At 67.5% G+C, this 14,878-nt stretch carries 15 protein-coding genes; 8 read left to right on the forward strand and 7 right to left on the reverse strand.

Annotated features, from left to right (window positions below; all coding sequences use genetic code 11):
* Positions 1-148: 148 nt before the first annotated feature.
* The 5 genes from sigE to AC5WS7_RS32310 all read left to right on the forward strand — a co-directional run bounded on the left by sigE (position 149) and on the right by AC5WS7_RS32310 (position 4,564).
* Positions 149-889 carry an RNA polymerase sigma factor SigE gene (sigE, locus tag AC5WS7_RS32290; RefSeq protein ID WP_495958382.1) on the forward strand — a complete coding sequence of 247 codons (741 nt, stop codon included), beginning with the start codon at positions 149-151 and terminating at the stop codon, positions 887-889.
* A 73-nt stretch (positions 890-962) separates the two neighbouring features.
* Complete coding sequence (locus AC5WS7_RS32295) at positions 963-1,397, forward strand: zf-HC2 domain-containing protein (RefSeq protein WP_495958383.1); 435 nt, start codon at positions 963-965, stop codon at positions 1,395-1,397.
* Positions 1,398-1,567: 170 nt separating this feature from the next.
* Complete coding sequence (locus AC5WS7_RS32300; protein WP_495958384.1) at positions 1,568-3,160, forward strand: S1C family serine protease; 1,593 nt, start codon at positions 1,568-1,570, stop codon at positions 3,158-3,160.
* 9 nt (positions 3,161-3,169) lie between these two features.
* Complete coding sequence (gene tatB / locus AC5WS7_RS32305) at positions 3,170-3,595, forward strand: Sec-independent protein translocase protein TatB (protein WP_495958385.1); 426 nt, start codon at positions 3,170-3,172, stop codon at positions 3,593-3,595.
* Positions 3,596-3,727: 132 nt separating this feature from the next.
* Complete coding sequence (locus AC5WS7_RS32310) at positions 3,728-4,564, forward strand: hypothetical protein (protein ID WP_495958386.1); 837 nt, start codon at positions 3,728-3,730, stop codon at positions 4,562-4,564.
* A gap of 194 nt (positions 4,565-4,758) precedes the next feature.
* Here the strand turns inward: AC5WS7_RS32310 and AC5WS7_RS32315 are convergent, their stop codons facing one another.
* From AC5WS7_RS32315 to AC5WS7_RS32325, 3 genes are all read right to left on the reverse strand, one after another.
* The gene (locus AC5WS7_RS32315; RefSeq protein WP_495958387.1) at positions 4,759-5,706 is read right to left on the reverse strand and encodes a glucosyl-3-phosphoglycerate synthase; all 948 of its coding nucleotides are present in this window, start codon (positions 5,704-5,706) and stop codon (positions 4,759-4,761) included.
* The gene (gene folP / locus AC5WS7_RS32320) at positions 5,703-6,581 is read right to left on the reverse strand and encodes a dihydropteroate synthase (RefSeq protein ID WP_495958388.1); all 879 of its coding nucleotides are present in this window, start codon (positions 6,579-6,581) and stop codon (positions 5,703-5,705) included. The genes AC5WS7_RS32315 and folP overlap by 4 nt, the downstream gene beginning before the upstream one ends.
* Before the next feature lie 101 nt (positions 6,582-6,682).
* On the reverse strand, positions 6,683-7,372 hold the full coding sequence (locus AC5WS7_RS32325; protein ID WP_495958389.1) for a hypothetical protein: 690 nt from the start codon (positions 7,370-7,372) through the stop codon (positions 6,683-6,685).
* 78 nt (positions 7,373-7,450) lie between these two features.
* Here AC5WS7_RS32325 and AC5WS7_RS32330 point away from each other — a divergent pair, with 78 nt between their 5' ends.
* From AC5WS7_RS32330 to AC5WS7_RS32340, 3 genes are read left to right on the forward strand one after another with little or no spacing between them, the layout of a single operon-like run.
* Positions 7,451-8,011: a hypothetical protein gene (locus AC5WS7_RS32330; protein ID WP_495958390.1), complete on the forward strand. Its 561-nt coding sequence runs from the start codon at positions 7,451-7,453 to the stop codon at positions 8,009-8,011.
* Entirely contained in the window at positions 8,008-9,345 is a 1,338-nt protein-coding gene (locus AC5WS7_RS32335) for a Dyp-type peroxidase (RefSeq protein WP_495958391.1), read from the forward strand. Before AC5WS7_RS32330 ends, AC5WS7_RS32335 begins: the two co-directional genes overlap by 4 nt.
* A 16-nt stretch (positions 9,346-9,361) precedes the next feature.
* Entirely contained in the window at positions 9,362-10,375 is a 1,014-nt protein-coding gene (locus tag AC5WS7_RS32340) for a hypothetical protein (RefSeq protein WP_495958392.1), read from the forward strand.
* Between the two features lie 145 nt (positions 10,376-10,520).
* On the opposite strand, the gene AC5WS7_RS32345 is transcribed toward AC5WS7_RS32340, so the two are convergent.
* Genes AC5WS7_RS32345 through dapE form a run of 4 tightly spaced genes read right to left on the reverse strand, consistent with a single transcriptional unit; the run spans position 10,521 to position 14,794 of the window.
* On the reverse strand, positions 10,521-12,290 hold the full coding sequence (locus tag AC5WS7_RS32345) for a long-chain-acyl-CoA synthetase (RefSeq protein WP_495958393.1): 1,770 nt from the start codon (positions 12,288-12,290) through the stop codon (positions 10,521-10,523).
* Positions 12,291-12,314: 24 nt separating this feature from the next.
* On the reverse strand, positions 12,315-12,869 hold the full coding sequence (locus tag AC5WS7_RS32350) for an LOG family protein (protein ID WP_495958394.1): 555 nt from the start codon (positions 12,867-12,869) through the stop codon (positions 12,315-12,317).
* Positions 12,866-13,669, reverse strand: coding sequence for an LOG family protein (locus AC5WS7_RS32355; RefSeq protein ID WP_495958395.1), 804 nt, complete (start codon positions 13,667-13,669; stop codon positions 12,866-12,868). The genes AC5WS7_RS32350 and AC5WS7_RS32355 overlap by 4 nt, the downstream gene beginning before the upstream one ends.
* A 30-nt stretch (positions 13,670-13,699) precedes the next feature.
* Entirely contained in the window at positions 13,700-14,794 is a 1,095-nt protein-coding gene (dapE, locus tag AC5WS7_RS32360) for a succinyl-diaminopimelate desuccinylase (protein ID WP_495958396.1), read from the reverse strand.
* Between the last annotated feature and the right edge of the window lie 84 nt (positions 14,795-14,878).

Genomic DNA, 14,878 nt, shown 5'->3' on the forward strand with positions numbered 1-14,878 from the left:
ACGTTTAGTAAGCACTACGCAAAGGCCGACCGACCGTCGGCCCGGTACCCGGGAACAACCCGATACGGATCGGCGGTTGTACCCGATACACGATACGAGTCGTGCGAATGCCGGGGCACGGTCCCGAGTAGGAGGTAACCCCATCCACATGGTCGATGCGGCGCGTGAGTTCGCCACCCTTCCCGAGTCGAGTCTGCCGGTCGACGGCGCCTCGGCCGAATATTCCCTGCCCGCGGCGGACGGCAGCGACCCTGCCGTGGTCACCGTCCACCCCGACGAGGCCGTCGAGGCCGAACTCGCCGAGTCCGATCCCTTGTCGGGCACCGCGGCCTTCGACGCCACCGGCGATCGCGCCATGATGCCCAGCTGGGACGAACTGGTCCGCGAGCACGCCGATCGGGTCTACCGGCTGGCATACCGTCTCACCGGCGATCCGCAGGACGCCGAGGATCTCACCCAGGAGACGTTCATTCGCGTCTTCCGGTCGTTGCAGAGCTATCAGCCCGGCACCTTCGAGGGCTGGCTGCATCGCATCACCACGAACCTGTTCCTGGACATGGTGCGACGCCGCAATCGGATCCGGATGGAGGCACTACCCGAGGACTACGACCGCGTGCCCTCCGAGGGCCCCGACCCCGAACAGGCGTATCACGAGTCGCGCCTGGACCCGGACCTGCAATCCGCCCTCGACGCACTCGCGCCGGAATTCCGCGCCGCGGTCGTGCTGTGCGATATCGAGGGCCTGTCCTACGAGGAGATCGGCGCCACGCTCGGCGTCAAATTGGGCACCGTGCGCAGCCGCATCCACCGCGGGCGTCAAGCACTGCGGGAGCACCTTGCGCATAATGGATCTCAGCCGCGGTTCGCAGCCGCGGAGAAGGTCGGGTAATTTACGGCCGTCGCCGACGGCGGAAATTCTGTTGGTGCCAGCTGTTGTCAGGTCGAAAGGGTGTGTGCACCGTATGAGTGGCCAGGAGCGCGATTCGGGTAACGCGGCCGGTAGAGCGCCCCAACGCCGGCCTCGCTTCGCCCCGACCGAACACCTGGCCAGCGAGGCCATCGCCGCTTATGTGGACGGTGAGCTGCGGATGAATCCGTACCTACGCGCGGCCGAGCATCTGGCCCGCTGCCCCGAATGCGCCGCGGAGGTCGAGGCGCAGCAACAGGCCCGCGTCGCCTTGCGCCAGGCCGCCCAGATGCAGATCTCCGCACCGCACGATCTGCACGACACGCTGAGCCGGATTCCCCTGGCCGATCTCACCGGAAATGGCGCGGAGAGCATCTCCCGCGGCGCGAGTTTCCTGGGCCTGCGCACGGATTCGTTCCGCTTCGCCTCCTCGGCGGACCGGGAATTGAGTTCCGACAGCAGGCGGTGGACCGGTTGGTGGCGCAAGTAGAGTCTGGATCGTGAACGGAGCGCAGCGGAGTGAACCAATAACACAGCACCGCGTGGGCGCGGCGGGGCCGAGCGCTAGCGAGGTGTCGTCGTGAACGGAGCGCAGCGGAGTGAACCATCAACGCAGCACCGCGTGGGCGCGGCGGGGCCGAGCGCCAGCGAGGTGTCGTCGTGACCACCGAATCGACGAACACCGGCTCACAATCCGCGGCGGGCGGGGCCGCTGGGCAGTCGCCCGCGCCGGATTCGGCGGCCGAACGGGGGAACCTGCGGCCGTCGGACGCACCGGTACTGGGCCCGCGGCCGGTCTACCGGCCCGAGATCGATAAGCACACCGCGCGCGCGTTCCGCCGCCCCGAAGGGCAGACCGGATCATTCGCCCCACACACTTCGAAGCCGCCGCAACAACAGGCCACCGCACCCGAACTCGTGAACCGGCCGCCCGACGCGGTGCTGGCCGAGGCATTCGGACGACCCGAGGGTTCCGACGAGCTGTTGCAGCGCGATCCGGACGCGACCGGCGATTCCGCAACACCCGCTCCGCCCGCCGACCCGTGGCGCGATCCCGACGCCGCGGCCCGGCTCGGCGCACCTGCGGTAGAGACTCCGCAGCCCGCACGGCTGCTTCCGGGCATCAAGCTCACCGCCCGCGAGGTTCTCTTCGGCAGCCGCGTCGCACCCAAGGCTCTGGCCATTCTCGGTGTCATCGCGCTGGTCATCGGCCTGGCCGGCGGTCTGGTCGGCCGGCTCACCGCGGAGGCCACCTCGGTGCTGACCTCCAAGAAGGTCACGCTGTCCCAGGAGGGCGCGTCGGGGAAGCCGCAGGGTTCGGTGTCCAAGGTCGTCGACTCCGTGATGCCCTCGGTGGTGCAGATTCGCGAGACCGTCGGCGACAACGGCGCGCTCGGCTCGGGCGTGGTCATCGACGGCGGCGGATACATCGTCACCAACAACCACGTGATCTCCATGGTCGCGATGGACAAGACCAATCACGGCAAGATCCAGGTGACCTTCTCCGACGGGTCCCGGGTACCGGCCTCGCTGGTCGGCCGCGACCCCAAGACCGACCTGGCCGTGCTCAAGGTCGACAACGTCAAGAACCTCACCGTCGCCCGGCTCGGTAAGTCCGACGACGTGCAGGTCGGCGACGCCACCCTCGCGATCGGCTCACCGCTGGGTCTGCAGAAGACCGTCACCGCGGGCATCGTCAGCGCGCTGCATCGCGCGATGGTGGAGACCCCGGAGGCCGGGGACGACACCGCCGGGGCGTTCGACGCCGTGCAGACCGATGCGGCGATCAACCACGGCAACTCCGGTGGCGCGCTGGTCGACGGCCAGGGCCGGCTCATCGGCCTCAACACGGCCATCCGCAGTGAGAGCGGCGGCTCGGTCGGGCTCGGTTTCGCGATTCCGGTCGATCTGGTCAAGCGGGTCTCGCAGACGATCATCCACCACGGCGCGATCGAACATCCGTGGCTCGGTGTGAGCGCCAAGACCAAACAGGTCGAGAACGACACGCTCAGCGGTGCGGCCATCGCCGACGTGGTAGCGGGCAGCCCGGCGGCCAAGGCCGGTCTGACCGAGGGCGACGTGGTGGTGAAGGTCGGCGACCGCGAGGTGAGCGAGCAGGCCGAACTCACCGTCGCGGTGATGTCCCAGCAGATCGGTCAGAAGGTCGATTTCCAGATCGTGCGGGACGGTCGGCAGGTCACGATTCCGGTGACGCTCGAATCCGACCGGAACGCACCCAAGCCGCCCCAGTAACCTGGTCTCATGTTCGATATCGGCTGGCCCGAGATGATGATCCTGGTGGTTGCCGCCTTGGTCGTGCTCGGGCCGGAACGGTTGCCCGGTGCTATCCGCTGGACCGCGCAGAGTCTGCGTCAGGTGCGCGATTACGCGAGCGGCGCCACCAACCAGCTGCGCAGTGAACTCGGCCCGGAATTCGACGAATTGCGCAAACCTCTCGACGAATTCAACGAGCTGCGCAAGCCGTTGGACGAGTTGCGCGGGATGTCGCCGCGTTCGATGGTGACCAAACACCTTCTGAACGGGGACGATTCGCTGTTCACCGGCAATTTCGACAAGCCGGCCGGTACCTCGCCGGAGCCGGCCGCGCCGTACACCCCGCCGGCCGCGCCCTCGCCGAAACCGCTGGGACACAACGAGAAGCCACCCATCGATTTCGACGCGACATAACGATTTCGGGCCGGACCGGCGGGTCGTCCGGCCGCGTTCGGCAAGGTAGAGCCCCGACGGGCGGTTCCGGCCGGAAATACCACGTCAAGCGGTCTAGACACATACCGCTGTCGAGGTATCTAGACTGCGCACATGTCGGCCGATGAGGTGGCACGGGTGTTCGCGATCGATGACAAGGTCGAACGCCTCAAGGCGGCCACCGAAGGGGTTGCCCAAGCGCAACAGACCATCAACGAGCTCACGCGCATCCGGCGCGCGGTCATCCGAGACCTGCATGCCGAAGGGTGGACGTTCGCCAGAATCGGTGCGGCCGCGGGACTTTCGCGAGCCCGAATCCATCAGGTGAGTACGCAGGGGCCGGTACCCGAGGGCCTGTTCTTCGGACACGGCCCGCTCACCATACTCACCCCGGAGCTGCGCAGCACCACCCGCACCGCACCGCTGGTCGGCGCGCCCGATGCCACGGCGCCGCACCGCCTCCAGGAATTACTCCGTGAGCTGGGGTTCTCGGTGACCGTCGAACGTTTCCTACCCGGCCGGACGCTGGATCTGGAGCGGGACGGGCTGATCGTCCTGGGCGGTCCGGAACTCTCGCCGAGCCTGCGTCAACTGGCCATCGCGGATCCGCGCCTGCGCCGGACCGTCGCCCGGCCCGGACGGGTGCGTCGCGGAATCGAGGATCGAGCAGCTCGCCGCGTCTACCGCCCCGGCGGCACCGAACCCTACGACATCGCCTATCTGGCCCGCCTGCACCGGCCCGACAGCCAGGGCACCGTCCTGCTCATCGACGGCCTGCACCCGCCCGGCTCCCTCGGCGCGATCCGCCTGCTCGCGACCCGCCTGGCCACTCTCCACGAACGCGCGGGCACACACCCGTTCTCCGCTGTGGTCGGCGTCCGCTACGACCGCAATACCGGCGAACCGCTCGAGGCGGATCTGCTCACGCCGATCTATCGCCACGAGCGATGACGACAGCTTCGGCGACCGCCCGCGGCCCGAAGCCGTCGTCGGGTGCGGAGTCGATCGATTTCCGCAGCGGGACAGTCGTTTTCGCAACACCGACAGCGCGCACCGATGACTCGGCGCACCGCCCAGCCGAGCAGGCCGGTGCATCTACCCGCACATGCGCCCCGCTCGGCCGCGCCGACGCCGAAAGCTTCTCCTCACGCGGCGACGATCGCCGGACGCAGCGTATTCATCGGGGGGCGATCCTCCAGCGAGACATCTGTGGTCAACGCCGTGAATTCACCTCCCACCAGCGGGAATTGGGTCAGGGCCGCGCCCGAATCTCGAATTCCGGTGCGGCCCAGGACAGTTCCCATGATCTGGCGGCTCATCACGCCCAGGTCGGACAGGGGGCGGTTGCGGTGGGTGCGCACCCCGAGGTTGACCTGGCCGATGGCGGACATGCCGAGCAGGTCGTAAGTGTCCAGCAGCAGGCCGATTTCGACGCCGTAGCCGGGGGCGAACGGGACCGCGGTGAGCAGTTCCCGGGTTCCGGCGTATTCACCGCCGAGCGGTTGCAGCACCGCGGACAGGTCCGGGCGCAAGGCCGCGAGCAGAGGGCGGGCCACGAGTTCGGTGACCCGGCCGCCGCCGTTGTGGTCGACCGTCTGCCCCTGCCGCAGCGGACGCCGGTAATACGCCTTCACCAGATGCATATCCGGCACCGTCAGCAGCGGGCCGAGCAGCCGGGGCACGAAGGACGGATCCGGATCGATCAGATCGGAGTCGACGAAGGCGATCAGATCACCGGAGGTGACCGCCAGCGAACGCCACAGCACCTCGCCCTTGCCCGGTACCGGATCCAGTTCCGGCACAGCCTGTTCGCGGCTGATCACCCGCGCCCCGGCGGCCCGGGCGCGTTCGGCGGTGGCGTCGGTGGAGCCGGAGTCCAGCACCACCAGCTCGTCCACGAGCGAGCCCAGCAGCGGCACGATGCTCGCCACCACATCGGCGACGGTGTTCTCCTCGTTCAGTGCGGGCAGCACCACCGAAACAGTGCGGCCCGCTTTGGCGGCGACGAGTTCGTCGACGGTCCAATCCGGGCGATCCCAGGTGTTGCTGGTGGCCCAGGTGTTGTCGGGAATACGGTCGGGGTTGGTTGTCATACCAGACCTCGCAGAGTTCGTGCGGGGGGACGGATGCCCTGTATGGCCGCGATCATGTCCACCACTCGCCGGGTCGCGGCGACCTCGTGGACTCGGAAGACCCGGGCGCCGGCCGCGGCTGCCCATGCCGTCGCTGCCAGTGTGCCCTCCAATCGCTCGGATAGGCCGACACCCAGTGTCTCTCCGATGAAATCCTTATTGCTCAGCGCCATCAAGACCGGCCATCCGGTATTTACAAGAATGTCCACGGCCCGCAACAGTTCGAGCCCGTGATAGGTGTTCTTGCCGAAATCGTGCGTCGGGTCGATGAGAATCGAATCCTTCGCCACCCCCGCGGCCGCGGCGTTCTCCGCCGCCTGCACCACCGTCTCGGTGACCTGCGCCACCACATCGGTATAGCGCACCCGGTGCGGACGCGTGCGCGGGCGAGCGCCGCCGGTATGGCTGCACACGATTCCCGCCCCCGTTTCCGCGGCCACACCGGCCAGATCGGGGTCCGCTCCGGCCCAGGTGTCGTTGATCAGGTCCGCGCCCTCGGCCACCGCGGCCCGCGCCACCTGGCCGCGCCAGGTGTCCACACTGATCAACAAGTCCGGATACCGCTCCCGGATCGCCGCGACGAACGGCACCACCCGCCGAGTCTCCTCGGCCGCGTCCACGACATCCCCCGGCCCCGCCTTCACCCCGCCGATATCGACCAGATCGGCCCCTTCGGCCACCGCCCGGTCCACCGCGGACAACGCCGCGTCATCGGAGAACGTGGCCCCCCGGTCGTAGAACGAGTCGGGTGTGCGATTCACGATCGCCATCACCAGAGCCCGGTCCGTCGCCACCGTTTTCCCGCACAAAGTAGGTAACGGTGGCACAGAACTCATACCCCGACTGTACTGGACCCCCCTTTCCCGCTCTCGGCACTGACCGGCTCGTCCGCCGCTACACAGACAACGAACGGCAGGCCGCTCGAGCCCGCGTGCCGCTACGACGCGTCCGGTTCGGCTCCGAGTTCATCGTCGCGGCCGGAGCGCACGAGAATCAGCACACTGACGACGAACACCCACGCCGGGAACGCCAGCGTCGTCCATCGACTGGTCTCGACGGCGATCAGCAGGGCCACGGTCAGCAGGTATGTGAGGAAGGCCAGCCAGCGTGGCATCAGTCCGGTCCTGAGCCAGATCGTGCCCAGCGAACTCATGAACACCGCGGCCATGCGCAGCGCGTAGGTCTGGCTCGCCGAGATGATGACCGCCCTGCCGAAGCCGAGCACCTCGGCACGGGCGGCCGAGTCGGCCAGACCGGCACGATTCGATAGCAAACCAGCGGCAACGGCAGTGGCTAGGAACATCATGGCCAGGAACAGCAACCCGCTGCCGAGGAATATCGACAGGAAGAATCGGTTCTCGTGTGGGCCGAACCCGTCGCGCACGACGCCGATGAACCACAGGAAGCTGATACCCGCGAAGGGCATCAGCACCGTGGCCGTCGTGATCGTTCCATGCTGATTCTGCAGCCAGCGAGCCGAATCGGCGACATTGCCGGGCATCCTGACGCGAATCAGGATCAGCGTGATGGCGAACAGGACAGCGAAGACCACTCCGGCCACCGCGGCGGCGCGCGGCGTCGACAACCGATTCGGCCGCAGCGGCTCGGCAGGCAGCGACATGGGCATAACGGCATCCTGTCGACGAGGCGGAAGCATATTATGGCAAATGTACGGCTTACTTCTGCGGTTGAGGAGGGCGTCGACATGTCCGGATCCGATCCCGATCGGCTCGAACCAGCGGCCATGGCCATTCCGAAGGAGGGCTACTTCGAGTTGCAGCGGGGCCGGTACGGTCCGGTGTATCCGCGAACGCCCGCCTGCTACGGCTTCTCGATCATCGCGAAGGTGAAACCCGGACGGGAAGAAGCGATTCGGGCGTACGGCAAGCAGATCGAAGAGGCGGTGGCGGCCGACCCGGATGTGCTTGCGCCACTGCGTCTGCACTACCTGCGATGGTTGCTCTTCGACGTCGGATCCGGCCTGCACTTCCAATATCAGGGCATCTTCGACACCGATTTCGACAAGTACACCGAGGACGCGGTCACGCTGTTCAGCCAGACCGGTATCACGACCGTATTCACCAATCTCGAAGGGTTCCCGGAGGATTGGAAGGAGAACCCCGCGGCGTTCGTCGAGTTCGTCCGGGCGCACCAGTGCCCGAGCTTTCTCGAATACGGTGAATATCCCTACGTCACCGCCGAGGAGATCAAGAAGGCGCTGCGCTTGAAGACGGCGTTCTCCGACATGCTCGACCAGATGCAATGAGCAGCCCCACGCCGACCCTCGAACTCGACGACATCCAGCACATCCTGCTGACCCGAACTCCGGCGATGACCGGTCGCTACGAATTCCTGTCCTTCGACGACCCGGCCGGTGGGCGAGCCTGGTTGACCGGTCTGCTGGACCGGGTCCAGTCGGCCGCGGACGCGCGCGCCACGATGGACAGTTCCCAGCGCTGGGTCACCCTGGCCTTCACCTGGTCCGGCCTGCGCGCGCTCGGCGTGCCGCGACCCGCGCTGGACAGCTTCCCCGACGAGTTCCGCGAAGGGATGGCCGCCCGCGCCGACATCCTCGGCGACACCGGGGCGAATCACCCCGGCAACTGGCTGGGCGGACTGGCGGGCGACGACCTGCACGCCATCGCGATCCTGTTCGCGCGCAACGCCGCCGAACACCAGCGCGCCACCGGCGCACACCGCGAACATCTCGCCCGCTGCCCCGGGGTGCGGATGTTGTCGTACCTGGATCTCAACGCCTCGCCGCCGTTCGACTACGCCCACGACCACTTCGGTTTCCGGGACCGGCTGTCCCAGCCGGTCATCGAGGGTTCCAGCGAAGTCCCCACACCGGGCTCGGGCGCGCCGCTGAAAGCCGGTGAATTCATCCTCGGCTATCCCGACGAGGCGGGCCCGCCGCACGGGCTACCGCAGCCGGAAGTGTTGTCCCGCAACGGAAGTTACATGGCCTACCGGCGACTGCGGGAGCACGTCGGCGCGTTCCGGGACTTTCTGCGTCAGGGCGCTGCCGACCCGGCCGGCCAGGAACTGCTCGCCGCGAAGCTGATGGGGCGCTGGCGCAGCGGCGCGCCGCTGGTGCTGTCCCCCGACGCGGACGACCCGCAATTGGGCGCGGACCCCCTGCGCAACAACGACTTCGACTACGGACATATGGACCCGCACGGTTACGCGGTGCCGCTGGGCGCGCACGCCCGACGCCTCAACCCGCGCGATACGGCCGTGAACATGAACCGGCGCAGGATGATTCGACGCGGCGCCACCTACGGCCCGGCGCTCCCGGAGGGCGCGGCGGACGACGGGGTCGATCGCGGTATCGCCGCATTCATCATCTGCGCCAGTCTGGTTCGGCAGTTCGAGTTCGCGCAGAACGTGTGGATCAACGACGAAACGTTCCACGAACTCGGCAACGAACACGATCCCATCTGCGGCGCCCAGGACGGCACCCTGGATTTCACCGTCCCCGCGCGCCCCATCCGGACCGTGCACAAACGCCTGCCCGCCTTCACGACTCTCGAAGGCGGCGCGTATTTCTTCCTGCCCGGCATCAGGGCGCTGCACTACCTGGCCACACTCGACGAGTGAAAGGCGGTTCGAAGCCGTGAACACCCCACTCCCGGCGCGCACCTACAACCAGGACCACATCCCCCGCCCACGGAACGGGCGACGGCGGATCAGCATCTACTGGACCTGGAGCTATCCGTGGGAAGCCCAACGCGATCCCGCCGAAATCTACAATCGGTTCTCCACCATCACCGAGGTCCGGAACGTCACATGGCCCGCCTACGAGACTCCGGAGTACGACCCGGCGCGATTTCTGCAGGGCATCGCGGGCACACTCGAGCTGTTCCATCGCTCGACCCTGGCATTCCAGCGCCTTGCCGGTGAAGCGACCGGTCATCCGGTCGCGGTCTTCCAGCGCATCGATCAGGCCGGCTATCGGCTGCCGATCGACGAGCGCATTCTCGCCGACACCGACACGCTGATGGTATTCGGACTCGATCATCTGCTGTCCCAGCAGGAGGCCGCGCCCGAGGAGATCGAGGCCATCCGGAACTGGCTGGGACGCGAAGGCACCTGCCTGCTGCTCGCGCCGCACCACGACGTCGGCTTCACCGACGATTTCGCCCAGCGGCAGACCGAACACCAGCATCACGGCGACCCGCTGGTACCCCGGCAGCAGCGATTCGGCCGATACACCCGCTCGCTGATGGCGGCACTCGACGTGCCCGTGCACAACACGTGGGGGCTACGGCCCGCGGTCGTCGACGGCACGACCCGGATCGCTCCCCTCACCCGTTTCCCCGAACTGGACGGCCCCCACCTGCTCGACCAGGTCACCACCTTCAATTTCCACCCGCACCTGCCGCATTACGAACTCACCGCACCGGAGAGCGAATCCCTGCGGGTACTCGGCCGCCAACCCATCGATCTCACCCGCCCGCACCCGTTCACCGCCGCCGGCAACACCGAATTCAACGCGCTGATCTGGATGCCGCCCGACGGGCCCCGGGCCGGCGATATCGTGCTGATCGATTCCACCAACTTCACCACCCTCTTCGGTGGCACGGACAGTCTGCAGAACCTCTGGCGCAATCTCGCCGTCATGAAATGAGCCTCGATCACGTGTCGTCGTCCGGGGCACCGGACGACGACACGACCGACGAGTTGCGCGGGATCGCCTCCACGACAACACCGCAGGACACCGGCGAACGCACCGTGCCCGAGCCCCGCGGTCTCGCGGCTCACGATGCGACGGCTCAGGATGCGGGCTTGGCGCCCGCCGCGACCTCATCGGGGTAGGCGTCGTAGAACGGGACGTAGCCGTCGGTGCGGCCGGAAAGGACGTACCGGCTGGTGGTTTCGTCCGGTGCGAAGCCTTGTTTGCGCAGATCCACCTTGCGGCTCTTGAAGGTGCTGGTGGTTTCGAGTTCGTCGACCACCCGAATGAACAGGGGGACAGCGTAATTCGGCAGGCGGTCGTAGAGGCGGGCAGCCAGGTTCGCGCCGTCGAAGTCCGTGCCGGGCCGAAGGGTCAGCGCGGCCATTCCGGCCTTACCGTCCGCTCCGGGGACGTCGACGCCGTAGACCACCGCCTGGGTGACCCACTCGACGCCGTCGAACGCGCCCTCGACCTCCGTGGTCGCCACGTTCTCGCCCTTCCACCGGAAGGTGTCGCCGAGGCGGTCGACGAAGGCGATGTGATGCCAATGCTGGTCGCGCACAAGGTCTCCGGTGTCGAACCAGCAGTCGCCGTCACGGAACGCGTTGCGCACCAATTTCGCCTCGGTCGCCGACTCGTCCGTGTACCCGTCGAAGGGCGAGCGGCCGGTCACCTCGGCCAACAACAGACCGGTGCCGCCGGAGCGCACGCGCCGGGCCCGGCCGTCCTGGAAACGCCGCGCCTTGCCGGTGGCGTCGTCCACCTCGACGATCGCATACGGCAGCGGGCCGAATCCGGCGGTGCGATCCATGCCGAAGGCGTTGATGAAGGCGATATTCCCCTCGCTCGACGCGTAGAACTCCACGATCCGGCCGATGCCGAAACGTCGCCGGAACTCGTCCCACAGCTCCGGGCGCAATCCGTTGCCGACTGCCAGCCGCACCGAATGTGCTCTCTCCCTCGGCTTTTCGGGCTGATTGAGCAGATATCGGCACAGCTCGCCGATGTAGATGAACCCCGTGGCCCGGCTGGCGATCACCTCGTCCCAGAAGCCGGACGCGGAGAATTTGCGGCCCAGCGCGAGGGTCGCCCGAGATCCGAGCACAGCGCCCAACGCGACGGTCAGCGCGTTGTTGTGGTACAGCGGCAGGCAGCAGTACAGCGTGTCCGAACCGCGCAGGCGGATACCCAGACCGCCGAGCCCGGCCATGCCCTTGATCCAGCGCAGATGCGTCATCACACTGGCCTTGGGCAGGCCGGTGGTGCCGGAGGTGAAGATCAGGAAAGCCCGCTCGCCGGCCCGGACATCCTGGCAGGCAGGCGGATTCGCGGCCGAGGCGGTGCGGGCGCGTTCGGCGAGTTCCTCGGCGAAGAGCAGATTCGCGGGCGGCTCGGACAAGGAGTCCAGCGCCTCCCGGCACTCCGCCCCGATCACGTTCACCACACTGCCGAGCAGCCCGACGCTGTGTGCCAGGACCCGGTCGCGCTGATAATGATTGAGCAGCCCGACCGTCGCGCCGAGCTTGACCGTCGCCAGCACCACGAACAACGTCTCGGGCCGGTTGGTCATCAGCACCCCGACCACATCACCGCGCGAGACACCGCGCTCGGCCAGTACCGCCGCGTACCGGTTCACCTCGAGATTGGCTGCGCTGTAAGTGAATTCGTGGTCTTCGAAGCGCAGGAACGGCCGATCCGGCGCCTGTTCGGCGGCCCGCTGGAAGTAGTACCCGATCGAGGCCCGGTCGCCGGAGCGCACCAGCATCCCGGCGGCTCCGCGCAGCATACCGGGTAAGTCCGCGGCCATCGCGGGTAGTTTGCGCACCAGACCGAGCAGGGTGACGTTCGCCGACAGGTCCTCGGACACGATGTCCTCCAACAGGTTTCCGATTCAGACCGACAGGGATGCGAGAGTGTCGAACGCCTGCGGAAGATCCGGCGTGACCCGGATCCGGTCCAGCGAGGCCCGGGTGACGAACCCGCTGTCGAGCAGTTGCTCGATCCAGGTGAACAGGCCCTGATAGTGCCCGAGCGGATCGAGCACCACCACCGGCTTGTCGTGCGTGCCGAGGTATCCGCCGGTCCAGGTCTCGAAGAACTCCTCCAGCGTGCCGATGCCGCCCGGCAGGGTGAGGAAGGCGTCGGCGCGATCCTCCATCACCTGTTTGCGCTCGCGCATGGTGTCGGTGACGATCAGCTCCTCGGCGTCGACGTCGGCGACCTCGTGGTGCACGAGATGTTTCGGGATGACGCCGATCGTGCGCGCACCACCAGCTCTGGCCGAGGTCGCGACCGCGCCCATCATCGATACCCGGCCACCGCCGGACACCAATTGCCAACCCCGGCGGGCGATCTCGGTGCCGACCTGCGCGGCCAACCTCAGATGCGCCGCATCCCCGGCACTGGCCGAACAGTAGACGCACACCGCGAACGGGCGCTCACTCACCACTGATCCTCCGTCCCCGTCGAATCCTCACCGCGGCTCTCGGCAGCGCGAACCACGATGTCGACCACCTTCTCCACACTGTCGGTGACCTCCACCAGACTCAGATCCCCCGGTGCGATCTTGCCCGATCCCAGCAGCGAATCGTGCAGCCAGTCCACCAGGCCCGACCAGTACCGGGTGCCGAACAGGATGATCGGGAAGCGAGTGATCTTGTGCGTCTGCACCAGGGTCAACGCCTCGAACAGCTCGTCCAGGGTGCCGAATCCGCCCGGCAGGCAGATGAACGCCTGTGAATACTTGACGAACATCGTCTTGCGAGCGAAGAAGTAGCGGAAATTTATCCCCAGATCCACCCACTCGTTCAGCCCTTGTTCCATCGGCAGTTCTATGCCCAGGCCGATCGAATATCCGCCGGCCTCGTGCGCACCCCGGTTGGCCGCCTCCATCACCCCCGGCCCGCCGCCGGTGATCACCGCGAATCCGGCGCGCGAGAGCGCACCTCCGATCGCCTGCGCGGCCTGGTACTCCGGGTGGTCCACCGGCGTGCGCGCGGACCCGAAAACCGTTACAGCACGGGGAATTTCGGCCAGCGCGCCGAACCCCTCGACGAACTCGCTCTGGATCCGCAACACCCGCCACGGGTCGGTGTGCACCCAGTCGGTCGGTCCGCGCCCGTCGAGCAGATGCTGATCGGTGGTACCGCTCCCCCGCTTACGGTCCCCCCGCAACATGATCGGCCCCCGATACTTGGGGGCCGACCGGGGAGATCGGGATGCAACGGGTTCGGTTTCGCTGGACATGAAATAAACGCTAGCAGTTGTGTTGCGAGGTCAGGAGCGGGTGAGATATCCGCGCAGGATGCTGGTGACCGTGGTGATCTGTGCGGTGGGGACGTGTTCGTCGACGGTGTGCGCGAGGTTCGGGTCACCGGGGCCGAAGTTGACCGCGGGGATGCCGCGAGCGGCGAAGCGGGAGACGTCGGTCCAGCCGTATTTGGCGCGGACACCGCCGCCGCCGTGCGAATGCACCTGCTCGACAAGGTCCTTCGCGGCGGGGGCGGTCAGGCCGGGCAGTGCGCCGGATGCGCCGTCGGTTCGCTCGAATCTCAGGTCCAGGCCCGAGAACACCTGTCGCACATGCTCGGTCGCCTGCTCGAGCGAACGGTCCGGGGCGAAGCGGAAGTTCACGTCCACCGTCGCCTCGTCCGGTACCACGTTGCCGGCCACGCCGCCGCCGATCCGCACCGCCGACAGTCCCTCGCGATAGCTACAGCCGTCGATGTCCACCTCGCGCGGCCGATATTCGGCGAGGCGTTGCAGGATCGGGGCAAGGGCGTGAATCGCGTTGTGTCCCTTCCAGGCTCGCGCGGTGTGCGCCCGGGTGCCGGTGACGGTGAGCCGGACCCGCAGTGTGCCCTGACATCCCGCCTCGATCCAGCCGCCGGACGGCTCGCCCAGGATCGCCAGATCGCCGTCGAGCCATTCGGGTAGTTCGCGTTCGATGCGGCCCAGTCCGTTGAACTCCGCGGCGATCTCCTCGCAGTCGTAGAAGATCAGCGTCAGATCGCACACCGGATCGGCGACCGTCGCGGCCAGGTGCAGGAATACCGCGTCACCGGACTTCATGTCGACGGTGCCGCAACCGTAGAGCGTCTCCTGCCCGTCCAGCGTCTCGAACCGGCTCGGGACGTTGCCCGCGATCGGCACGGTATCCAGATGTCCGGCCAGCACGACGCGGGTGTCCCGGCCGCGATCGGTGCGGGCCAGCACCGTGTTGCCGCAGCGGAGTACTTCGAAACCACTGGTCTGCTCGCGCAGCGCCCACGTCACCGTGTCGACGATGGCCGCCTCGTCCTCGGAGACGCTCGGGATGTCCACGAGGGCGGCGGTGAGGGTGACGGGATCGGCGCGCAGATCAATGCTCACCCGTGTCAGCCTAATTGTTCCCGCACTCGGGGCCGCGGCGGCTCGGGCGGCACCCGCGGGCGTCGTGCGGCCCGGCCTGCCCAT

The sequence above is a fragment of the Nocardia sp. PLKS1-43 genome (genome assembly GCF_059510335.1).

Excerpts from the sequence above, each read along its gene's own strand:
- sigE (WP_495958382.1), top strand. The coding sequence starts at position 149 with ATGGTCGATGCGGCGCGTGAGTTCGCCACCCTTCCCGAGTCGAGTCTG.
- AC5WS7_RS32295 (WP_495958383.1), top strand. The coding sequence starts at position 963 with ATGAGTGGCCAGGAGCGCGATTCGGGTAACGCGGCCGGTAGAGCGCCC.
- tatB (WP_495958385.1), top strand. The coding sequence starts at position 3,170 with ATGTTCGATATCGGCTGGCCCGAGATGATGATCCTGGTGGTTGCCGCC.
- AC5WS7_RS32310 (WP_495958386.1), top strand. The coding sequence starts at position 3,728 with ATGTCGGCCGATGAGGTGGCACGGGTGTTCGCGATCGATGACAAGGTC.
- AC5WS7_RS32315 (WP_495958387.1), bottom strand. The coding sequence starts at position 5,706 with ATGACAACCAACCCCGACCGTATTCCCGACAACACCTGGGCCACCAGC.
- folP (WP_495958388.1), bottom strand. The coding sequence starts at position 6,581 with ATGAGTTCTGTGCCACCGTTACCTACTTTGTGCGGGAAAACGGTGGCG.
- AC5WS7_RS32325 (WP_495958389.1), bottom strand. The coding sequence starts at position 7,372 with ATGCCCATGTCGCTGCCTGCCGAGCCGCTGCGGCCGAATCGGTTGTCG.
- AC5WS7_RS32330 (WP_495958390.1), top strand. The coding sequence starts at position 7,451 with ATGTCCGGATCCGATCCCGATCGGCTCGAACCAGCGGCCATGGCCATT.
- AC5WS7_RS32335 (WP_495958391.1), top strand. The coding sequence starts at position 8,008 with ATGAGCAGCCCCACGCCGACCCTCGAACTCGACGACATCCAGCACATC.
- AC5WS7_RS32355 (WP_495958395.1), bottom strand. The coding sequence starts at position 13,669 with ATGTCCAGCGAAACCGAACCCGTTGCATCCCGATCTCCCCGGTCGGCC.